We start from the raw sequence: 20549 nt of genomic DNA, 5'->3' as shown, positions 1-20549 counted from the left end.
TCGTCATCGGTGAGGACACCAGCCCAGTCTGTCGACCCGGACGAGCCCTCGCTCGGATGATCGTGCCCGGCAGCGGCACCCCGGGAGGGGCCGACCTGTCGTGCGGTGACGTCCCGCACGGATCGACGAGCGTGCCGCGTCCGCTCACCCTCCGGTGACTGGGCGAGGGGCATCGAAGAAGAGGTAGGACACGAGAGGATCGCGTGATGCTGGAACCACGCGGAGGCTCGGTCGCGAGCGCGGCCCGACGGAACGCCACCGCTACCCTGACGCCATGCGCCGCAGCCTCGACGACCCTCTTCGGAACCGCGTCCGCACCGGCTCTCCGTCCGTAGCGTCCGCCTGATGGAGCGGCGACGGACGGACCGCTCGGAGCCGGTTCGCGAGTTCCGGCCCTCGAGGGCCCGGCAGAAGAACGAGTCGCGACGCCTGAGGCCCGTCGCCGTCCTCCCCGCGCTGGTCCTGCTGGCCGGGAGCGTCTGGGGAGTCGTGATCGCCGACGACCGCGGTGCCGCGCTGGCCGTCTACCTCGGGCTGTTCGGCTTCGCCACCGTGGTGGCTCTGGTGATCGTCGGAGTGCTGGCGCTCCGCAACCGGCGGTTCCTCGCCAGCGCGTCGCTGCGGATCTCGGACCGGGCGATCGAGTGCACAGACGCGCGAGGCAGGGTCGTGACCTTCGAGCGCGCCGACCCGTCGGTGAAGGCGCTGCTCGCGTGGGTGCCCGCCGGCCCCAACAGTGAGGGGATCAATCTCCCCCCGTCGCTGATCCTGTTCCTGTCGGACGGGAGCCGGTCGCTGCGGCTCCGCGGGGCGGACTGGGAGATCGAGGATCTGCGGGCCGTCGTCGCCGCCGTGACGACGCCGCTCCTGCCGGCGGCGCGTGGCGTGCACACCGGTAGCCGGAGCGTGTGGGCGCGCCTGACCGGAGCCGCTCGTCGGCGGGAGATCGAGGCGCCGCCCGCCCCGGAGAAGACGCTGAGCCCCGCCGAGATCAACGAGCTGATCCCCGGAACGATGAGCTTCCGGGAGACCCGTCCGCTGACGTTCGCCCTCCTGATCGGGTTCGGCTCAGTGGCTCTCGTGCTGGGCGTCGTCGTCGGCGTCGCCTTCGTGGTGGTGCCCGGGTAGCGGAGGAAGACGGCAGTCGTGTGACATGCCCGATGGGAGCATGGCTGCAAGGCTTTTACTGCGCGATCAGCTCGGGCCTGGGGCTGACGCTCGATTCGCTGCACGCGGCTCCAGCAAGTAGCGGTGAACACAAGGGCTGTCGGGTAAGAGGATCCCGCCGGGCCCGCTGGGAGTGAGGACCTGTAGTCGGGCGACACGAGAACAGCACCTTTGCAATGGTCAAAACGACCGAATCGCACTGTCTCCTCGCAGTGTCCGCCGTCCTTCGCGCGTGAGTGGAGACACATCAGTCGTGTCAGGATGTGTGAGACGATCGAAGGCCGTCCGAACCACTGGGGGAACAATGAAGAGAAGCCTGCTCAAGAGCGCCCTGACGCTCTCCGTCGTAGCGTTCATCGCAACCGGATGCACTTCGACGCCGCAGGCCGAGCCTATGGCCACGCAAGCAGCCGAGGCACCCGCCACGGCTTCGGTCGCCCCGACGACCCAAGCTGCTACCGAAGCAGCAATCGGAACGCGTCAGAATCCGGTACCTGTCGGCCAGGTGTTGCCATTCGCCGAAGGTTCGGCGTTCAAGGTCGGGGCCTCGGCCGAAACGCAGGTGGCCCCGGGGTACTCCGTTCTCCCGCTCGTCGTGCAGATCGACTGGGAGAACTCGAACAAGCAGGCCACGGCCCAGGGGCAGGCGGCCGGCGGACCTCTCGCGCTCTGGCCGAACATTCAGGCCTCGTTCGTGAGCGCGGCTGGAAAGTCCTACAGCACAATGGATGACTACACCGTCGACATCGAGAACAAGCCGTACGACATCGGTGATGTCTACGAGGGCACAGACGTGGTCAACGTGAACGTCCCCGTCAGTGTCCCCGAGACTGAGGTCGCCGGTGGCGCGTGGGTTATCGAGAACACGTCATCCGGAGCGCGAGTCTTCGTCGCCGCGCGGTGAGAGCCTGCGTGCGAATTTAACGGAGCGCGATACTTCGGCCAGCTACTCGGAGGCGAGGGGATGGCCTAGGCGGCGCTTTCCCTTCGAAACCTCGGTTGACTCGCTGTCTCCAAAGGGCTTTCTAAAGGTGATTGCGACGCTACTTCCGCTATCCCTGAAGACCGGTGCGAGTTGGTCTAGGGTGCACTCGGGCTGTCATTTTGTCGACCGCGCCGGAGGACGCCAGGGTGATGCCGGCCACTCTCACGACTTGCGATTCTGGCTGAGCTTGTAATCGATCATCGAGGAGGCGCTGCAGACGTTCGCCACCGAGCTCGTCCTTTGAGGGGCCTTACACCGGCCCGCTCGACGGATCCGCCGCGTTGCTGCGCACCAGGGCTCGGCACTCGGTGTCCCGTCAGAACCACCGGAACACTTGCCAGTGACGGAGCCTCCTTCGCGGTGGTGCCCGGGTAGCGGTCCAGGTCAGCGGCCGTGCCGTGGACCGCTGGGCGGGAGACGCGGGCGACGGGCCCACGCTCCCGACCGGCGACCTCTCCAGGGCGATCCTGCCCGCGCCCTAGGCTCCACGCATGACACTCACCCAGGACTCCGGTTGGATCTGGTTCGGACTCGCGATCGTCACCGCCGGTCTCGCCGAGCAGAAGGGCCGCTCGCGGTGGCGCTGGTTCGTGCTGGGGCTTCTGCTCGGGCCGATCGCGACGGCCCTCGTCGTGCTGTGGGCGCGTCCGGAGGGCGGAGTGGCGACGGACGTGCGCTGGAACTTCGCGATCGGCGCCGGCGTCGCCGCGGCGGCGCTCGTCCTCGTCGCCGTGACCTCGGCCCTCTGGCTGCTGCTCATCCCTGCGGCGATCGCGGCGCTCGCCGCCGGTCTGCTCGCCTGGCTGAGCCGCCGCGTCCCCTACGAGCACCTGCCCCGCTGACGACCGCCGGCTGGTCGAGCATCGTAACTCGAGATCTCGCGGTCCGCAGCGTCCCGAAAGACATGCCCGGTGACGGGGCCTCTCGCGGGACGTTCGAACGGCTGATCCGCCGAGGACCCCGTGAACCTGAGTCGCCTCCCGTCTAGCGGAGACGGGAGCTCTCACCGTCGAGGTCGATGAGGTCCTGGCCGCTACTCGCGGCCGCTCCACCCAGCGCCACGTCCCCCTCCGGATACGCGTCGTGCGAGAAGCACAGCCGCACCCCCGCCGCCTCCACACGCTCGAGCAACTCGGACGTCCGCTCGTGCGACCGCGCGTCGTCGCTGATGAACCGCGGCAGCCGGCGCAGGCGCGACGACCAGCCGAGGAACTCCCGCCCCCACGCCGCGTCGCCGGCCACCAGCACGCGCCCCTCGACGAGCACCCCCAGGTGCCCGCGTGCGTGCCCCGGGAGCGGCACCACGAGCAGCGACCCGTCGCCGAACAGGTCGAATCCGGTCAGCCCCTTGATCGTCGTCGCGGGCTGCTCGTCCGCCACGATCCCGGCCGCGAACCACGGCGGCAGCAGCGCGCGGAAGATCCCCTCGCGCACGCGGTTCCGCCGCACGGAGGCGACCTGGCCCGACGACAGCACGAACGTCGCGTCCGGGAACCAGCGCACGCCGCCCACGTGGTCCGGGTGCAGGTGCGTGAGCACCACGAACTCCACGTCGGCCGGGGTCAGGCCGAGGGCGAGCAGCCGCTGGTCGACGGTCTCGTCGTCCGGCACCGTCGCGGGCAGGATCCGCTCGTACAGCCGTCCGACGAGGCCCGTCCCGCGGAACGTCGGCGGGTAGCCCGTGTCCACGAGCACCCGCCGGCCGCTCGCGTGCGTGTAGAGGAAGACGTTCGAGGGGAAGACGCGGCGGGGGAGCCCCTTCCCGCGGAACACCCGGGACAGCGGGAAGACGGTGCTCCCGCACGCCATTACCTGCAGCGACGACTCAGCCACGCGACCTCCTCAAGTGCTCGCCGACCCGGCGGATGCCCTCGGCCAGCGGCACGGTCGGCTCGTAGCCGAGCTCGGTCCGCGCCCGCGAGATGTCGAGGGTCTGGGCGTAGGCGAGGGTCGCCACGGTGTAGCGGGTGAACGGCGGCTCGCGGCCGGGCAGCAGGCGGTAGACCCGCTCCAGGATCTCGGCGAGCGCGGTCAGCACGCGCAGGTCCACGCGGATGAAGCGCGGCTCCTCGCCCATCGCGGCGAAGAAGCGCTCGAGGAGGTCGCCGAGCGGAGCGGGCTCGCCGTTGGTGATGTTGTAGACGCCGCCGTCGGCCACGGGAGCGTCGGCGGCGAGCACCAGCGCGTGCGCGGCGTTCTCGACGCAGGTGATGTCGACGGGGTTCCGGCCGCCGTCGAAGAGGGGGATGCCGCGGCGGCGGCTCGCGGCGACGAAGCGGGGGAGGAGGCTGGGGTCGCCGACGCCGATCAGGCCGCGGGGGCGCAGGATCACGAGCTCGGGGATCCGGCCGGCGCGGTGCGCCTCCTGCAGCAGCCACTCGGCCTCGATCTTGCTGCGGATGTAGAGGCTCATCCGGCTGCCGGTGTCGACCTCCTCCTCCCGCACCAGGTACTGGTGGCGGCGGGCGGAGTAGATGCTCGGCGAGGAGACGAAGACGAAGCGGCGGATCCCGCAGCGCTCGACCAGCGCGATCATCGCCTCGGTCCCCGCGACGTTCGCGCGCTCGAACTCGCTCCACGTTCCCCACGGGCTCGACAGAGCGGCGGCGTGCACGAGCACGTCGGCCTCGACGGTCGTCGCGCCCAGCTCGGCGAGGTCGGCGCGGAGGACCGTGGCGCCCTCCTCCTCCAGCCGCGCCAGCGCCTCGGGGGCGCGACCGGTGGCGAGCACGTCGTCGCCCGCGGCCAGGAACTCGCGCACGGCGTAGCCGCCGAGGAAGCCCGTCGCCCCGGTGATCAGCACGCGGCGCCGGCGCTCAGCGGACATCGACGACCTCCAGCCCGCGCTTGCGGCCCCAGTACCAGAGCAGGATCCCCAGGTACCCGAGCGCCTTGCCCTTCCGGATCGACATCAGCACGACCGCGTCCTTGTCGAGCAGCGCCTCGCTCCGCCCGATCACCTGGCAGACCTTGAGGTGCAGCTCCAGGTCCTCGTCGGTGTCGTCGATGCTCGAGCGCGGGAAGCCGTCGACCTGGAGGTACAGCGCGGCGTCGATCGCGAGGTTGCAGCCGGCGGCCATGAACATCCGGTACCGCTGCCCGGGCCGGCGGTAGAAGACGGCCGGCGCGTGCTCCATCAGGCGGATCAGCGCGGTGCCGAGCACGCCGTCGTACCAGCGGTAGACGGCCTCGTCCCGCCGCGGGGACAGGCGGCCGCCGACGAAGCGGGCGCCGCCGCGGAGGTCGGCCTTGAGGCTCGCCACCCAGTCGGCGCTCGGCAGGCAGTCGGCGTCGGTGCGGGCGACGGCCGTCGCGCCCTCGGCGATCGCGTGGCGGAAGCCGGTGTCGGAGGCGGCTCCCGTGCCCTTCTGCGCCTCGTCGATCACGGCGACCTGCCGCTCCGGGCACCGGCGGCGGAACTCGTCGATCACGGCGCGCGAGCCGTCGGCGCTGCCGTTGTCGACGAGCAGGAGGGTGAAGTCCGGATCGGTCTGGCGGGCGAGCGCGTCGAGGGCGCCGCCGAGCAGCTTCTCCTCGTTGAGGAAGGGCACGACCACCCAGAAACCGCGCGCGTCCATCCGTCCCCCGCTCCGGGACCATGGTGTCGGCGGGCGCCCGTGCCGTCAAACCGCGCCGACACGGCACGCAGAAGCGCAGAGGCGCGCTATACAGGGATTCGCTCCGCACGTCCCGGGGCAGGAAGGGGCCCGCGTGCCCGACCTCCTCCCGCTCCGCATCCTCGGCACGGGCGAAGCGCTGCCCGAGCGGATCGTCACGACCGCCGAGGTCGCCGCGCTCTGCGGCCTGCCCGCCGACGAGGCAGAGCGCCGCTCCGGCGTGCGCACCCGCCACTGGGTCACCGACGACGAGGACCCGCTGGAGCTCGGCCTGCTCGCCGCCCGCCGGGCGCTCGCGGCGGCCGGACTCGACACGGTCGACGTGGTGCTCAACGCCTCGGGCACTCAGCTGCAGGCGATCCCGGACGGAGGCGCACTGCTCGCGGCGGGACTCGGCCTCGACGACGTCTCGGCGTACAGCGTCGGCGCCACCTGCCTGTCGTTCCTCTTCGCTCTGCAGGAGGCGGGGTTCCTCCTCGCCACGGGTCGCGCCGACACCGTGCTCATCGTCTCGACCGACTGCGGCAGCCGCGGCATCGACCCGGGCCAGCCCGAGAGCGCCCTGCTCTTCGGCGACGCGGCCGCCGCCGTCGTGATCGGCCGCGCCGAGACTCCGGGACAGGGCCTGGTCACCACGCACTTCCGCACCCGCCCGAGCGGTGTGCGCCACGCGGAGCTGCGCGGCTTCGGCTCGCGCATCCGCATCGAGGAGGCGCCCGACCGGCTCGCCGACTTCCGCTTCGACATGCAGGGCAAGGCGCTGCTCGTCGACGCGCTGCGGCACTTCCCGGCGTTCCTCGAGGAGGTGCGGCCGGGCCTCTCGAGCGGGCTCCCCGGCATCGACCGGGTGGTCCCGCACCAGACCAGCGCGGCCGGGCTCGAGGGCATGGCCCGCCTCTGGGGTCGCGACCGGATGACGATCACGCTCGGCGAGGTCGGCAACACGATCGGCAGCGCGATCCCGTTGGCCCTGCACCGCTCGCGCGTGCAGCCGGGGGAGTCGGTGCTGCTGGTGGGCACGGGCGCCGGCACCCACTACGGCGCGGTGGTCCTGCAGGCGTGAGAGGCGGCGCCTAGCCGAGGAGCGACAGGGGCGAGAGCCCGAGGAACGGCGCCATCACCACGAGGCAGACCGCGGCGGACGGCAGGAACCCGTGGAAGGAGTCCCGCCCGCCGACCAGACGGGCGAGCAGTCCCGTGACCAGCGGTGGGAGCAGGAACAGCAGCAGCCACGGAGCCAGGACCTCCGCGCGCGGCGCCGTCCAGTCGGGCTGGTCGTCGCGGTCCAGGGGAGGGAGTCGCACGAGGAAGAACGCGGCCGTGAGGACGATCGCGGGGAGGACCGACAGGCAGGTGAGCGTGATCGCGGCGAACCTCGCCCCGTCGTCCCGGGAGTACCGGGCACGGTCGGGGTCGGGCGCGGGCCCCCGATCGGTGTCCTCGTCCCAGCCCGGACTGCTGAATCGGATGCGTCCCATCAGGCGATCATGCCGTTCCGGAGCGGGGTCCCGGCCCGGCAGACGGAACCTCCGTCATCCCCGCCGCCCGACCAGTGCCCGCAGCGCGTCGCGGACGAACCGGGCGCCGGCGACTCCGCCGTAGTGCGCCGAGAACCGCTCGTCGTCGACGTACATCTCGCCGAGCCCGAGCAGGTACTCGTCGCTCGGGCCGCCGGTCGCGTCGCGGGGCGTGCCCGGCACCTCGGCGAGCCAGGCGCGGTGCCGCTCGGCCAGCGCGAGCGCCTCCTGCCCGGTCGGATCCGCCCCGCTCGCCGCCGCGGCGGTCCAGGCGTCGGCGAGGTCCGCCTGCCGCCGCTGCCACTGCTCGCGGTCCTCCGCGCTCATCGAGCGCCACCAGCGGTCGCCGTCGGCGTACGCCGGGGCACCCCAGCGGCGCTCCACCTCCTCGCGGTGCTCCGCGTGGTCGAACCCGTCGAACATCTCCTCGGCCATCGGCCCGTTCCCTTCTCTCATCGTGGTGATCGTCCCGGTGACCGCCCGGATGCGGCGGTCGAGCCGTCGGCGCTCCTCCTGGAGCACGTCGAGGTGCCGCTCGAGAGCGGCCACCGGCTCCGCGTCGCGCCGCAGGATCCGCCCGATCTCGGGCAGTCCGAGACCGAGGTCGCGCAGCAGCAGGATCCGCTGCAGCGTCACGAGCGCGGCGGCGTCGTAGTAGCGGTAGCCGTTCGCGCCCACCCGGCTCGGCGGCAGCAGCCCCTCGGCCCCGTAGTGCCGCAGCGTCCGGCTGGTCGTACCGGCCAGCCGCGCCACCTCGTGCACGGTCCACTCCTGCTCCACAGCGCCCTCCGTCTCCGCGTCGCCGGGGACTCCGGCGGCGATGGAAGCGACGGTACGGGTTGACGCAGCGTCAACGTCAAGCGGCGCGGACGGATCCGCTAGCGGGCGCCGATCCTGCGCGTTCCCACCCGGAGGACGAGCTCGGTCACCGGCACCGCGGCGATCGAGCAGCAGGCCGCGGGCACCACGGTCAGCAGCGTGACGACGGCGTCCGTCCCGTCGCCCGCATCGGTCCACGCCGCGATCGAGACCACGAGCCAGGCGATCGCGAGGATGCAGACCGTAGAAGCGGTCCAGAGGACCGGCCAGGGCGCGCGACCCCGTCCCGCGGAGTAGGGGAGCCCGCCGACAGCCGCCGTCACGGCGGTCGCCAGAAGCGCTCGGGCCAGCGGGAGGAGCAGCTCGCCGGGGTCCCGGCCGGTGTCGAGGGAGGACAGGGCGAACAGGACCGAGGTCGTCGCGAGCGAGAGGACCCCGGCGACGGCGACGAGCGTCAGCAGGGTCCGGACCGCGACGCTCACCGGTCGCCCCCGGCGAGGAACGCGCCGCGCTCCTCCAGCAGCCGCCGCAGGTGCCGGTCGAGCACCAGCCGCTCCGCGATCCGCCCGAGGACGCCGAGCGGCGCGGAGTACTCGAGCCGGTCGATCATCACGGAGCCGGAGCCGGAGCCGTCGGACTCGAAGCGGTGCTCGTGCCGGAAGGTCGCGAAGGGACCGCGGGTCTGCTCGTCGACGAAGGAGTGCGGGGCGTCGAGCGCGGTGACGGCGCTGGTCAGCCGGAGCGGGACGCCGAAGTGCCGGGCGCTCCAGGTCACGTGCTCGCCCAGGCCGATCAGCCCGGTGGTCGTCCCGGACACCGCGCGCTCGCGAGCGCCGGCCTGCGAGCGCATGTGCAGATCGATGTCGCGCGCCCGGTCGAACATCTCGGCGGCCGGGCGGGCGGAGCGGGTCACGACCTGGAGGAGCACGGTGTCGATCCTGCCCGCCGCGCCCGCAGCCGGCCGCGGACGCGCCGGTCCGCCCGCCTCACCAGCTCGTCACCACGGTCCGCGTGATCACCCACCCCTCGTCGCGGCGGACGAGGCGGCTCGTCAGCTGGAGCCGCCAGGTCGCGTGCAGGGGGCCGATGGTCGCCTCGGTGACGGTGCGGGAGGTGAGCACCGGGTGCGCGGCGCCGCCCGAGAGGGCGCTCTCGACGTGGTCGATCTCGTGGTACTCCTTGCGCGCCTCGTCGATGTCGGCGAGCCACTCCTCCCGCGACTGCACCAGGCCGGTCGGGTGCTCGATCACGAAGCGCTCGTCGAGCAGCGCCTCGAGCGCGGGCAGGTCCACCAGCTCCAGCGCGTCGAAGAGGGCGGCGTGCACCGCGGTCGGGCCGTCGTCCTCCAGCTCGTCGCCCGTGCCGGCGGTCCCGTCGCCGCTCATGCCGGCGGTCCCGTCGTCGCGCGGCGGACGAGCTGCGTCGGCAGCTGCACGTGCAGCGAGCGCGGCTCGCGCCCGGCCATCAGGGCGATCAGCATCTCGGCGGCGGTCGCTCCGAGCGTCTGCATCGGCTGGCGGACGGTGGTCAGCGGCGGATCGAAGCGGGCGGCCTCGGGCACGTCGTCGAAGCCGATCACCGACAGGTCGTGGGGCACGGCGAGGCCCAGGTGCGCGGCGGTCTCGATGATCGCCAGCGCCGAGACGTCGTTGGCGGCGAAGACCGCGGTCGGGCGGTCGGGCAGCGACAGGAGCGAGGAGGCGGGCCGCCGGGCGGTGTCGCGGTGGTAGTTGCCCACCCGCAGCAGGCGCTCGTCGAAGGCGATGCCGGCCTCCGCCAGCGCCGCCCGGTAGCCGGCCTCCCGCAGCCGCGCCGAGCGCAGGTCGCCGCGGCCCGCGACGAAGCCGATGCGGCGGTGCCCGAGGGCGACGAGGTGGCGGGTGGCGAGCAGGGCGCCGCCGAAGTTGTCGGACTCGACGGTCGGCAGGTCGGCGCGGCCGGTGTGCGGGTCCACGGCGACGAGCGGGATGTCGGAGGGGGCGCTCACCACGCTCGGCGTCACCATGATCGCCCCGTCGATGAGGGTGCCGCTGAGCCGGCTGAGCGAGCGCCGCTCCCAGCCCTCCTGCTCGCCCTCGTGGGAGCCGGAGTAGGCGAGCAGGTCGAACCGCGACTCCGCCAGCACCGACCCCACGCCCTTCAGGATCTCGGCGCTGAACGGCTCGAACCCCGCGACGAGCACGCCGATCACGCCCGTGCGCCGGGAGCGCATGCTGCTCGCGACGAGGCTCGACTCGTAGCCGAGCTCGCGCACGACCTCGAGCACGCGGGTGGCGGTGGAGGGGGCGATGCCGTACCGGCCGTTCACGGCTTTGGACACCGTCGCCACCGAGACGCCGGCGGCAGCGGCGACGTCGTGGATGGTCGGTCGGGTGGTCATGTGGCCGACTGTAACCCGTGCTTCGAAAACCATTTCGAAAACGTTTGACCACTTTCGCAAGCACTGCGGACACTGACTCCACCCGCGAAGGCGGGAACCCCCACGGCGCCGGTGCATCAGGTGGCGCCCTCGATGAAGAGAACGGTTGGACGATGAAGTTCAGGAAGATCGCAGTGGCGACAGCAGCCCTGCTCGGCACGGTCGCGGCCCTCACCGGCTGCTCGGCCCAGGACTCGGGATCGAGCGACGGCACCGTCGCGATGACCCTCTGGCAGAACTCGACCACGGGCCCCGGCCAGGAGTTCTGGGACAAGACGATCGCGGACTTCGAGGCCGCGAACCCCGGAGTGACCATCGAGTCGCAGGCCATCCAGAACGAGGATCTCGACGGCAAGCTCCAGACGGCGCTCAACTCGGGCGACGCCCCCGACGTCTTCCTCCAGCGCGGAGGCGGCAAGCTCGCCGCCATGGTCGCGGGCGGACAGCTGAAGGACCTCACTGACGGCATCTCGGACCAGGCGCGCAGCGAGATCCCCGAGGGCTCGTTCTCGGCGAACACGCTCGACGACAAGGTCTGGGCGATGCCGGTCGCCGTCCTCCCGGGCGGCCTGTTCTACAGCCAGGACCTCTTCACGGCGGCGGGCGTCACCGAGACCCCGAAGACCATCGACGAGCTCGACTCGGCGATCACGAAGATCAAGGGCAGCGGAGCCCAGGCCGTCGCGCTCGGCGCGAAGGACGCCTGGCCCGCCGCACACTGGTACTACTTCTTCGCGCTGCGCGAGTGCAGCGCCGACACCATGGCCGAGGCGGCCGACACCAAGGACTTCTCGGACGACTGCTGGGTCCGCGCGGGCGAGGACCTGCAGGACTTCGCGGCGACCGAGCCGTTCAACGAGGGCTTCCTCACCACCGCCGCCCAGCAGGGCGCGGGCAGCTCGGCCGGACTCCTCGCCAACCACCAGGCGTCGATGGAGCTCATGGGCGCGTGGAACCCCGGCGTGATCGCCTCCCTCACCCCCGACGAGAAGCCGCTGCCCGACCTGGGCTGGTTCCCGTTCCCCGAGATCGACGGCGGCGACGGCGAGGCCGGCGCGATCATGGGCGGCGTCGACGGCTACTCCTGCTCCGCGGGCGCTCCCGACGAGTGCGTCGACTTCCTCAACTACCTGGCCACCTCCGACGTGCAGAAGGAGTACTACGCGGCCTTCAACGCGCCCCCGGTGAACACCGTGGCGCAGGAGGCGGTCACCGAGCCGTACCTGCAGCAGATCCTCGAGGCCTACAACTCGGCCCCGTACGTCTCGCAGTGGCTCGACACCGTCTACGGCCTCAACGTCGGCAACGCGCTGAACGTCGGAGTCGTCGACCTGCTGGCCGGCAAGAGCGACCCCGAGCAGCTGGTCGAGGCCGTCAACGCCGCCGCGGCGAAGGCCTAGCCACCATGGCACTCCGCGAGAGCCCGCTCCTCGGAGTGGATGAGCCCCCCGGGACCGCGCGCACCGGAGGCGTCACCTCGACGCCTCCGGTGCGCCGGCGCCGCCGCAGCGTGGGCTGGGCGGGGCGCTTCGAGATCGCGCTCCTGGTCGGCCCGGCGCTGATCGTCTTCCTCGCCTTCGTGATCTTCCCGGTCGTGATGGCGGCCTACTACGGCTTCTTCAGCTGGCAGGGCTACGGAGTGCCGACGGACTTCGTCGGCTTCCGCAACTACCTGACGATCCTGCAGGACCCCACCTTCCACGACGCCCTCGCGCACAACGGCATCATCGTGGTGCTCTCGCTCGTGCTCCAGGGGCCGGTCGCGATCCTCCTGGCGCTGCTGCTGAACCGCAAGCTGCGCGGGCAGTCGATCATCCGCGTCCTGATCTTCGTGCCGTACGTGATCTCGGAGGTCGTCGTCGGCACCGGCTGGAGCCTGATGCTCCAGACCAGCGGCGCGGTCAACGGCCTGCTCGAGAAGGTCGGCCTCGGCGCGCTGAAGCAGGACTGGCTCTCGGATCCGGCGATCGCGATCTGGACGCTGATGCTGATCATCACGTGGAAGTACATCGGCTTCGCCGTGATCCTCTTCCTCGCGGGTCTGCAGGGCATCCCCGAGGAGCTGTCCGAGGCCGCGGCCATCGACGGCGCCTCCTACTGGCAGGTGCAGCGGCGGATCACCCTGCCCCTGCTCGCGCCGACCCTGCGGATCTGGGCGTTCCTGTCGATCATCGGCGCACTGCAGCTGTTCGACCTCGTCTACATCATCTGGGGCCAGTACGTGTCCTCGACCGCGGGCACCTCGACCATGGCGATCTACCTGGTCACCAACGGCCGCAACGCCGGCAACTACGGGTACGGGAACGCCGTCGCGGTGGTCCTGTTCCTGATCTCGCTCGTGGTGGCGCTGCTCTACCAGCGCTTCGTGCTCCGGCGCGACACGGCGGGCGCACTGACGGGAGACAAGCGATGACCGGCACGACGATGACGGCCCCGCCGATCACTCCGGAGACCCCTCGGCCTCTCGCGGTGAAGCGGCGCCGGCAGCCCCTGGGCCGCGGCACCACGATCGCCTACGTCGTGGCGATCGTCGTGATCGCGCTGATGCTCGCCCCGGTGGCGTACATCATCCTCGGCGGCTTCCGCACGAACGCGCAGATCACCACTGACCCGGCGGGCCTGCCCTCGCCGTGGAACGTGCAGAACTACCTCGACGTGATCACCGGCGGAGTCTTCTGGCAGGAGGTCGGCAACTCCACCATCGCCGGCCTCGCGACGACGCTCGGCGTGGTCGTGCTCGGCCTGATGGCGAGCTACGTCCTGGCCCGCTACGACTTCACCGGACGCGGCGTGTTCTACGCGCTCTTCGCCGCCGGCCTGATGTTCCCGATGACCGTGGCGATCACTCCTCTCTACCTGGTGATCAAGAGCCTCGGCCTGATGAACTCGCTCGCCGGAGTGGTGCTGCCGCAGATCGCGTTCGGCCTGCCGACGACGATCATCATCCTGGTGCCGTTCCTCCGCGCGATCCCGGACGAGATCCAGGAGGCGGCCTTCATCGACGGCTGCAGCCGGATCGGCTTCTTCTTCCGGATGGTCGTGCGCCTGGCGATGCCCGGCGTGATCACCACGGGGATCCTCGCGTTCATCGCGAGCTGGAACAGCTACCTGCTGCCCCTGTTCATCCTCAACAACGAGTCCACCTTCACGCTCCCGCTCGGAGTGCAGGCGTTCTCGTCGCAGTACTCGGTCGACACGGCGAAGGTGCTGGCCTTCGTGTCGCTGTCGATGATCCCGGCGCTGATCTTCTTCAGCGTCTTCGAGCGCCGCATCGTCGGCGGGCTGACGGGGGCGGTGAAGGGATGAGCGGATCGCTCCGCCCGTCCGCCGCGTCCCCCGTCCCGTCCGCACCCGTCGCCCCACCCGCAGAGAGGGTCGCACCGTGACCGCACCGCACGCACCAGAGGACCCCCAGGCCCCGTCCGCCCGCACCACCGAGCTGCTGGGCCGGATGACGCTGGAGGAGAAGCTCTCCCAGCTGGTCGGCTACTGGGTCGACCAGGGCGGCGAGGTCGTCGCCCCGCTCGCCGGCGAGATGGCCACCTCGACCGGGTACGCCGAGGCGACCCGCGAGGGGATCGGCCAGCTGACCCGCGTCTACGGCACGCGCCCCGTCGATCCGCTCGAGCGCGCTCAGTGGCTGTGGGCGGAGCAGCGCCGGCTCGTCGAGGAGACGCGGCTGGGCATCCCGGCGATCGTCCACGAGGAGTGCCTGACCGGGCTCGCCGCCTGGCAGGCCGCGACGTTCCCGACTCCGCTCGCCTGGGGCGCCTCCTTCGACCCGGAGCTCGTGGCCGAGCTCGGCGCCGTGATCGGCGGCTCGATGCGCGAGCTCGGGATCCACCAGGGCCTGGCGCCCGTGCTCGACGTGATCCGCGACCCCCGCTGGGGCCGGGTCGACGAGTGCATCGCCGAGGACCCGTACGTGGTCGGCACGATCGGCACCGCGTACGTGCAGGGGCTGCAGTCCACCGGCGTCGACGCGACGCTGAAGCACTTCATCGGCTACTCCGCCTCCCGCGGCGGCCGCAACCACGCGCCGGTGCACGCCGGACCGCGCGAGATCGCGGACGTGCTGCTGCCGCCGTTCGAGATGGCGATCCGCGACGGGGGCGCCCGCTCGGTGATGAACTCCTACGCCGAGATCGACGGGGACCCGGTCGGAGCGACGCCCACCTACCTCACGGGCGTGCTGCGCGAGCGCTGGGGCTTCGACGGCGTGGTCGTCGCCGACTACTTCTCGGTCGCGTTCCTCCACCTCATGCACGCGGTCGCCGCCGACCTGGGCGAGGCGGCCGAGCTGGCGCTCGCCGCGGGGATCGACGTGGAGCTGCCCACGGGCGACGCGTTCCTCGCTCCGCTGGCCGCGCGCATCCGGGCCGGAGAGGCCGACGAGGCGCTCGTCGACCGGGCCGTGCTGCGGGTGCTCGCGCAGAAGGAGCGTCTCGGCCTGCTCGACGCGCGCTTCGACGACGCCCCCGAGTCGATCGACCTCGACTCGCCGGCCCACCGCGACATCGCCCGCCGCCTGGCCGAGGAGTCGGTGGTGCTGCTCGCCAACGACGGCGTCCTGCCGCTCGCTGCGCCGCGCCGCCTCGCGCTGATCGGCCCCAACGCCGACAGCGCGCCCGCGCTCATGGGCTGCTACTCCTTCGCCAACCACGTGCTGGCGCACCACCCGGGTGTGCCGTTGGGCTTCGAGATCCCGACGGTCGCGGACGCGCTGGCCGACGAGTTCGGCTCGGCCGAGCTGCTGCTCGCCGAGGGCTGCTCGGTCGAGGGGGACGACGCCTCCGGGATCGCCGAGGCGGTCCGGGCGGCCGCCGACTCCGATGTGGCGATCGTGGTCGTCGGCGACCGGGCGGGCCTGTTCGGCCGCGGCACGGTCGGCGAGGGCAACGACGTCGAGAGCCTCGAGCTCCCGGGCCGCCAGCGCGAGCTGGTCGAGGCCGTCGTGGCGACGGGGACCCCGGTCGTGCTCGTGCTGCTGACCGGCCGCCCCTACGTCGTGGGCTGGGCGCTCGACGGGCCGTCGGCTCCGGCCGCCGTGCTGCAGGCGTTCTTCCCGGGGGAGGAGGGCGCCGGCGCGATCGCGGGCGTCGTCTCGGGACGGGTCGACCCCTCCGGCCACCTGCCGGTCTCGCTGCCGCGCTCGGCCGGGGCGCAGCCGTTCTCGTACCTGCACCCGATCCTCGGCGGGCCGTCGGACGTGACCTCCGCCGACAGCACGCCCGTGCGGCCGTTCGGCCACGGGCTCTCGTACACGCACTTCGCCCGGACGGAGCTGGCGGTCGAGGAGTCCGCCCCGACGGACGGCTCCTTCACGGCGACCGTGCGCGTCCGCAACACGGGCGAGCGAGCGGGAACCGACCTGGTGCAGCTGTACGCCCGCGACGTGTTCGCGAGCGTGACCCGGCCGGTGGCGCAGCTGCTCGGCTACGCGCGGGTCGCGCTCGAGCCCGGCGAGGAGGCGGAGGTCCGCTTCGAGGTCCCGGCCGCGCGCCTGGCCTTCACCGGACGCGAGGGCGTGCGGATCGTCGAGCCCGGCCGCGTCGAGCTGTGGGTGGGCCCGGACTGCGCGACGCGCGAGACGGAGGCGGCGCTCGAGCTGGTCGGCCCGGCCGCCGCGATCGACGCCTCGTCGCAGCGCCTCGTCGGCACGCGGGTCCAGCGGGCGGGAGCGGGCGTCCCGGCCTGACCCCGTCCACAACGCAGGAAGAATCGCTCCGGTGGCCCGTGGATCCGCGGATCCCGGTGCCCGCGGGGCGATCCTTCCTGCAGTGTGCACACGACGCGGCTCCGGCACCGCTCTGGCGCGGCTCGGGCGGGCGCGGCAGGCTGGGGGGATGAGCGACGACGCGAAGCAGACCCTCCTCCGCTACCTGCAGGAGGGGCGCGACGCCCTGCTGCAGAAGCTCGACGGGCTCGACGAGTACGACGTGCGGCGGCCGCTGGTGGCGACGGGCACGAACCTGCTCGGCCTGGTGAAGCACGTGGCGGGCACCGAGGCGGGCTACCTCGGCGCCGTGTTCGGGCGGCCGTTCCCGGAGCCGATGCCGTGGATGGAGGACGAGTCGGAGCCGAACTCGGACATGTGGGCGACGGCCGACGAGTCCCTGGCCGACGTCGTCGCGCTGTACCGCCGCGTGTGGGCCCACTCCGACGCGACGGTCGCGGCTCTCCCGCTCGACGCTCCCGGGCAGGTCCCCTGGTGGACGAACCGCGACGTGACGCTGCACCGGATCCTCGTCCACATCACTGCGGAGACGCACCGGCACGCGGGCCACGCCGACATCGTCCGCGAGCTGATCGACGGGCGGGTCGGGCTCCGGACGCCCGGCGACAACCTCCCGCCGGTGCCGGAGGAGTGGTGGCCGGAGCACCGGGAGCGCCTCGAGTCGCTGGCGCGCGCCGTCCGCGACCGGGCCTGACGTGCCGGCGTCCGTCGGCATCGCGGTCACGCCGGCACGCGCGGCGCGGCTGCTCGACGACCTCGATCCCGCGACGGAGGCGGCGCTCGATTCAGCCCTGGGCGGTCGCGGTCGGGGCCGGGCCGCCCTGCAGCGGCGCCGCGACGGCGCGTCGCCGGAGGAGCGGAGGCAGCGGGCCGCGCTCGAGCGCCGGGCGTTCAGCGCGGAGGCGGACCCCGCGGCGCTCGAGGAGCTGGCACTGCTGCGCGCGCAGCTCCGCGAGCGGGAGGAGGCGCTCGACGCCGCGGTCGCGGGACTGGCCGCGTCCGTCGGGCCCGCAGCGGCCCAGGGCCGGATCGGCCGCGGGACGGCGAGCGACCGGACCGGTGGGGACGAGACCGGCGAGACCACCGGAGGCGACGACGCCGACTCCCGCACCTCCGCCACGCCCCGCCCGCGCCGCCGCCTCGGGGTGATCGCCGCCCTCGTCGCCGTGCTCGGGCTCGCCGCCCTCGGCACGGCCGCCTCCGTCGCGCTGGCCCCTCGCCCGTCGCTGGAGGTCTTCACCGAGCCCTGGGCCGTCCCCGACGACGTCGCCACGCGCCCGCTGTCGACCCTCGCGAGCCTCCGCGTCTTCCACTGGGGGCCGACGCGCTACCTGGGCAGCATCGCCGGAGTCGACTACTTCGCCACCCTCAGCCTCGACTCCTTCTCGGCCGCGGAGCTCGCCGACGAGTCCGTCTGCCTCTACGGGCTCGCGCGTTCCGACGGCGACGTCGTCGTCACGGACTGCGCGGCGACCGCCGACTTCGTCGCGAGCGGCATGACCCTCTCGCCCGACGACTACCAGGGCGACGCGGGCGGCACCGGAGTCGCCTGGGGTCCGACCGGAGGGATCCGCTCGGCCGGCTGAGGCGGCTCCGCCCGACTCCACCAGCGGCATCGGCACCAGCACCCGCTCGCCCAGCGCGCCGCTCAGCAGCAGCTCGACCGCCCGGCGGCCCATCTCCTCGTGCGGCAGCGCCACGGTCGTCAGCCCGGGGCGGAGGTAGGCGGCCAGCTCGTCGTCGTCGAACGACACCACGGCGACGTCGCCGGGGATCGAGAGCCCCGCCTCCGCGACCGCCTGGTAGGCCGCCTCACGCCGAGCGGCTTCGGGCACGACGGCGCGGGCGGACAGGTCGCCTTCGCCGACCCGGACGCGGGAGTCGGCTTCGCGTTCCTCACCAACCGGATGGAGGGGGTCGGCGACGTGCGCGCGACCCGCGTCGTCGAGGCGCTCGCGACCGCGCTGCGACTGCCCGTTCCGCGCGGACTCTGACCCCTCCGCCCCACCCTCGTCAAGGGGTGGGGCGCCCGGTCGGCGCCGTCCTAGCGTCGGGGGACGGGCCGACCGGAGGGGCGGTCCGGGATCCAGGGGAGGGCGAGATGCAGAAGCTGTACTACGCGAGCGGATTCGTGCTGCTGGGCGACGAGGTGTGCTCGGCGGTCGTCGAGTACGCGCAGGCGCTGGCGAACGTGGGGAAGTCGGACCTGGTCGTGGTGCCGTCGCTCTCGGACGAGGGGCTGCGAGGCGAGACCCGTCTCCTGGTCGGACCGGCCAGCCAGCTCTTCACCAGCCCGGCGCTCGACCGCGGCGTCGACCTCGACGATCCGGAGGCGGTGGAGTCGATGCGCGAGAAGACCCGACGGCTCCAGCCCGCGCGGCCGACCGTGCAGCCGCGCGGCGAGGGCGACGACAGCGAGGACGACGGCGGGACCGACTACCTCTGACGCCTCAGGTGTCGAGCGTGGTGCTGGGGCGCTCGCCGAAGCGGTGGGCGTACGAGGCCGAGAACCGGCCGAGGTGCGCGAAGCCCCAGCGCCGTGCGACCTCGCTGACGCTGACGACTCCGGACTCGCCCGCCCGCAGCTCCTTCTGCACGCCGTCCAGCCGGATCCGCCGCAGGTAGTCGACCGCGGTGAAGCCGAACTCGCGCCGGAACTCGGTCTGCAGCGTCCGCAGGCCGATGCCCGCCGCGTCGGCGATCTGCTCGGTCCGGAGCGGCTCGTGGGCGTGCTCGTACATGTACTCGATCGCCTGGCGGAGGCGCCCCGAGCGGGGTACTCGGAGGTCGCCGGGGGTGTCCAGCGTCGAGTGCGGGAAGGTCTCGAGCAGGGCGACGGCGACCGCGCGGTCGGCCTCGCGGCGCAGCAGCGGCGAGCTGTCGGCGTCGTAGATCACCCGGGCGACCGTCGCGACGGTCGCCGACCAGCGCCGCAGCGCCGCGCCCTCGGGCCGTGAGGTCGTGTCGAAGAGGAGGGGGCCGCGGGTGCCCTCGACCTCCTCCGCGATGCCCTCGAGGTACGCGCCGTCGAAGTGGATGAGGTTCTGGCGGTAGTCGTGGAACTCGAACCGGCTGGGGCGGTCGTTGACGAAGATCGCCGGCTTCCCGAATCCGAGGGTCACCGCGTCGCCGTCGAGATCGGTGACGCCCGCGCCGGCGGTCAGCCACGAGACGACGTACTCGCCCTCGGTCTGGATCGAGCCCTGCACGGAGCCGGCGAACTGGCTGCCGCGGAGCGTCACATCGCCGTCGCCGACGGAGGTGTAGCGGTACGAGAAGTCCTCGCCGGGCTCGACGACGAAGCGGTGCCCGTTGTACGACTGCTCGAAGAGGGCCCGCGCCTGCTCGATGTCACGCCCTCCGATGTCGGAGCGCATGACCTCGTCCTTCTCGTTCATCCCGATCAGGGTTGCACGAGGAGCGCTCCTCACCGCGTGCCCCGAACGGGGAATTCGTTAAGCGGATAAACCAGTCGCGGGTCCGGCGGCGCGGGTCATGGCCTGGACGGTCGCCGCCTGGAACTGCGTGAGCAGCACCACGGTGTGCCGCGCTCCGGCTTCCACGGCGAGCGAGAAGGTGGCGCCAGCCGGAGTGGCCCGCCAGGAGCGGATGTCGCGGGTGCCGACGCGGGTCGAGTCGCCGGTGCCGGCGCTCCGCATCACCAGGGAGTCGGGCAGCACGCAGAGCGCGCCCGTCACACCGTCGACAGTGGAGGAGCACTCGAAGCCCGCGTCGTCGTGCACCGCACCGGCGAGCTCGACGAAGTCGGTGACCTCCATCGGCTCGTCGTCGTCGCGCCTGGACACGGCGCGCTCAGGCAGCGTGCGTGAGCCCGGAGGACTCGGGCTGCTGCGCCGGCTCGGTGACGATCCGCAGGCCCCGGCCGCTGTTGGCCTCCTCCATCAGTGCGCGCACCCAGGTGGCGTTGATCGCCGGCATGCGGCTTCCGTGGAACGAGAACTGGAGAGGGATGGTCGGGTGCAGCCAGAGCGTCTGGCGTCCGGTGCCGTGCGCGCTCGAGGCATCGAGCTGGAAGGCGAACGCCTCGTCGCGACGGAACTTGTTGATCATGACGATCTGGAGGTGCGCGAGCGCGCGGTCGTCGATCTCGTGCGAGGTGGGGGGAGTGCCGTAGAGGAGAGCGCCCATGGTGCGTGCCGCCGTTCTGTGCTGTGTCGCGGGTGCCGACCGCGACTGTGAGGTGCCCCGGCGAGTGCCGCCGGGAGGGGGAGTGCGAGATGGTGGGGGGTGTTCGTGGGGAGCAGGACCCGGGGTGTGCTGTGCCGCC

The 20549-nt window shown here is 72.5% G+C and carries 23 protein-coding genes and 1 pseudogene; 11 read left to right on the top strand and 13 right to left on the bottom strand.

What is annotated here, in order from left to right; translation table 11 throughout:
- Positions 1–345: 345 nt before the first annotated feature.
- From C5D36_RS05770 to C5D36_RS05760, 3 genes are all read left to right on the top strand, one after another.
- Complete coding sequence (locus tag C5D36_RS05770; protein ID WP_104295393.1) at positions 346–1128, top strand: hypothetical protein; 783 nt, start codon at positions 346–348, stop codon at positions 1126–1128.
- A 343-nt stretch (positions 1129–1471) separates the two neighbouring features.
- The gene (locus tag C5D36_RS05765; protein WP_146083715.1) at positions 1472–2071 is read left to right on the top strand and encodes a hypothetical protein; all 600 of its coding nucleotides are present in this window, start codon (positions 1472–1474) and stop codon (positions 2069–2071) included.
- A 572-nt stretch (positions 2072–2643) separates the two neighbouring features.
- A complete protein-coding gene (locus C5D36_RS05760; protein ID WP_104226336.1) occupies positions 2644–2994 on the top strand; it encodes a hypothetical protein in 351 nt (116 codons plus the stop codon).
- 142 nt (positions 2995–3136) lie between these two features.
- Here the strand turns inward: C5D36_RS05760 and C5D36_RS05755 are convergent, their stop codons facing one another.
- Genes C5D36_RS05755 through C5D36_RS05745 form a run of 3 tightly spaced genes read right to left on the bottom strand, consistent with a single transcriptional unit; the run spans position 3137 to position 5730 of the window.
- The gene (locus tag C5D36_RS05755; RefSeq protein ID WP_146083714.1) at positions 3137–3985 is read right to left on the bottom strand and encodes an MBL fold metallo-hydrolase; all 849 of its coding nucleotides are present in this window, start codon (positions 3983–3985) and stop codon (positions 3137–3139) included.
- Complete coding sequence (locus C5D36_RS05750; RefSeq protein ID WP_104295390.1) at positions 3978–4979, bottom strand: NAD(P)-dependent oxidoreductase; 1002 nt, start codon at positions 4977–4979, stop codon at positions 3978–3980. The genes C5D36_RS05755 and C5D36_RS05750 overlap by 8 nt, the downstream gene beginning before the upstream one ends.
- The gene (locus C5D36_RS05745) at positions 4969–5730 is read right to left on the bottom strand and encodes a glycosyltransferase (RefSeq protein WP_104295389.1); all 762 of its coding nucleotides are present in this window, start codon (positions 5728–5730) and stop codon (positions 4969–4971) included. Before C5D36_RS05745 ends, C5D36_RS05750 begins: the two co-directional genes overlap by 11 nt.
- A 133-nt stretch (positions 5731–5863) precedes the next feature.
- Here C5D36_RS05745 and C5D36_RS05740 point away from each other — a divergent pair, with 133 nt between their 5' ends.
- Complete coding sequence (locus C5D36_RS05740) at positions 5864–6832, top strand: 3-oxoacyl-ACP synthase III family protein (RefSeq protein ID WP_104295388.1); 969 nt, start codon at positions 5864–5866, stop codon at positions 6830–6832.
- A 10-nt stretch (positions 6833–6842) separates the two neighbouring features.
- Here C5D36_RS05740 and C5D36_RS05735 read toward each other — a convergent pair whose 3' ends face one another.
- The 6 genes from C5D36_RS05735 to C5D36_RS05710 form a co-directional block, all read right to left on the bottom strand.
- Positions 6843–7247 (bottom strand): hypothetical protein, encoded by a 405-nt coding sequence (locus C5D36_RS05735; RefSeq protein ID WP_104295387.1) that lies wholly within the window; start codon positions 7245–7247, stop codon positions 6843–6845.
- Between the two features lie 54 nt (positions 7248–7301).
- On the bottom strand, positions 7302–8066 hold the full coding sequence (locus tag C5D36_RS05730; protein WP_104295386.1) for a MerR family transcriptional regulator: 765 nt from the start codon (positions 8064–8066) through the stop codon (positions 7302–7304).
- A 98-nt stretch (positions 8067–8164) separates the two neighbouring features.
- On the bottom strand, positions 8165–8587 hold the full coding sequence (locus tag C5D36_RS05725; protein WP_104295385.1) for a hypothetical protein: 423 nt from the start codon (positions 8585–8587) through the stop codon (positions 8165–8167).
- A complete protein-coding gene (locus tag C5D36_RS05720; RefSeq protein ID WP_308471293.1) occupies positions 8584–9033 on the bottom strand; it encodes an SRPBCC family protein in 450 nt (149 codons plus the stop codon). The genes C5D36_RS05725 and C5D36_RS05720 overlap by 4 nt, the downstream gene beginning before the upstream one ends.
- A gap of 58 nt (positions 9034–9091) precedes the next feature.
- Positions 9092–9490 (bottom strand): nuclear transport factor 2 family protein, encoded by a 399-nt coding sequence (locus C5D36_RS05715; RefSeq protein ID WP_104295384.1) that lies wholly within the window; start codon positions 9488–9490, stop codon positions 9092–9094.
- Entirely contained in the window at positions 9487–10485 is a 999-nt protein-coding gene (locus tag C5D36_RS05710) for a LacI family DNA-binding transcriptional regulator (protein WP_104224902.1), read from the bottom strand. The genes C5D36_RS05715 and C5D36_RS05710 overlap by 4 nt, the downstream gene beginning before the upstream one ends.
- Before the next feature lie 152 nt (positions 10486–10637).
- Here C5D36_RS05710 and C5D36_RS05705 point away from each other — a divergent pair, with 152 nt between their 5' ends.
- The 5 genes from C5D36_RS05705 (at position 10638) to C5D36_RS05685 (ending at position 16955) form a co-directional block, all read left to right on the top strand.
- Complete coding sequence (locus C5D36_RS05705; RefSeq protein ID WP_104295383.1) at positions 10638–11924, top strand: ABC transporter substrate-binding protein; 1287 nt, start codon at positions 10638–10640, stop codon at positions 11922–11924.
- 5 nt (positions 11925–11929) lie between these two features.
- Positions 11930–12937 (top strand): carbohydrate ABC transporter permease, encoded by a 1008-nt coding sequence (locus tag C5D36_RS05700; protein WP_104295382.1) that lies wholly within the window; start codon positions 11930–11932, stop codon positions 12935–12937.
- Entirely contained in the window at positions 12934–13830 is an 897-nt protein-coding gene (locus tag C5D36_RS05695) for a carbohydrate ABC transporter permease (RefSeq protein WP_104224899.1), read from the top strand. Before C5D36_RS05700 ends, C5D36_RS05695 begins: the two co-directional genes overlap by 4 nt.
- Before the next feature lie 145 nt (positions 13831–13975).
- Positions 13976–16222, top strand: coding sequence for a glycoside hydrolase family 3 N-terminal domain-containing protein (locus C5D36_RS05690; RefSeq protein WP_104295381.1), 2247 nt, complete (start codon positions 13976–13978; stop codon positions 16220–16222).
- A 148-nt stretch (positions 16223–16370) separates the two neighbouring features.
- Complete coding sequence (locus C5D36_RS05685) at positions 16371–16955, top strand: DinB family protein (RefSeq protein WP_104295380.1); 585 nt, start codon at positions 16371–16373, stop codon at positions 16953–16955.
- A gap of 91 nt (positions 16956–17046) precedes the next feature.
- Here the strand turns inward: C5D36_RS05685 and C5D36_RS17325 are convergent.
- Positions 17047–18042 (bottom strand): annotated as a pseudogene (locus tag C5D36_RS17325) (substrate-binding domain-containing protein); the annotation flags it as partial.
- Here C5D36_RS17325 and C5D36_RS17320 point away from each other — a divergent pair.
- The gene (locus tag C5D36_RS17320) at positions 17947–18255 is read left to right on the top strand and encodes a serine hydrolase (RefSeq protein WP_146078844.1); all 309 of its coding nucleotides are present in this window, start codon (positions 17947–17949) and stop codon (positions 18253–18255) included. The pseudogene C5D36_RS17325 and the gene C5D36_RS17320 sit on opposite strands and share 96 nt — an antisense overlap.
- 107 nt (positions 18256–18362) lie before the next feature.
- Entirely contained in the window at positions 18363–18707 is a 345-nt protein-coding gene (locus C5D36_RS05675) for a hypothetical protein (RefSeq protein ID WP_104223414.1), read from the top strand.
- A gap of 4 nt (positions 18708–18711) precedes the next feature.
- Here the strand turns inward: C5D36_RS05675 and C5D36_RS05670 are convergent, their stop codons facing one another.
- The 3 genes from C5D36_RS05670 to C5D36_RS05660 are packed head-to-tail and all read right to left on the bottom strand — an operon-like array spanning position 18712 to position 20410.
- Positions 18712–19659, bottom strand: coding sequence for an AraC family transcriptional regulator (locus C5D36_RS05670; protein WP_104295379.1), 948 nt, complete (start codon positions 19657–19659; stop codon positions 18712–18714).
- 57 nt (positions 19660–19716) lie between these two features.
- Positions 19717–20067 (bottom strand): hypothetical protein, encoded by a 351-nt coding sequence (locus C5D36_RS05665; RefSeq protein WP_104295378.1) that lies wholly within the window; start codon positions 20065–20067, stop codon positions 19717–19719.
- A gap of 7 nt (positions 20068–20074) precedes the next feature.
- Positions 20075–20410 carry an ATP-dependent DNA ligase gene (locus C5D36_RS05660; protein ID WP_104223411.1) on the bottom strand — a complete coding sequence of 112 codons (336 nt, stop codon included), beginning with the start codon at positions 20408–20410 and terminating at the stop codon, positions 20075–20077.
- Between the last annotated feature and the right edge of the window lie 139 nt (positions 20411–20549).

It is taken from the genome of Rathayibacter sp. AY1C6 (assembly GCF_002931535.1).
In the GTDB taxonomy this organism is placed as follows: domain Bacteria; phylum Actinomycetota; class Actinomycetes; order Actinomycetales; family Microbacteriaceae; genus Rathayibacter.
This window is presented reverse-complemented; position numbering and strand designations above follow the sequence as displayed.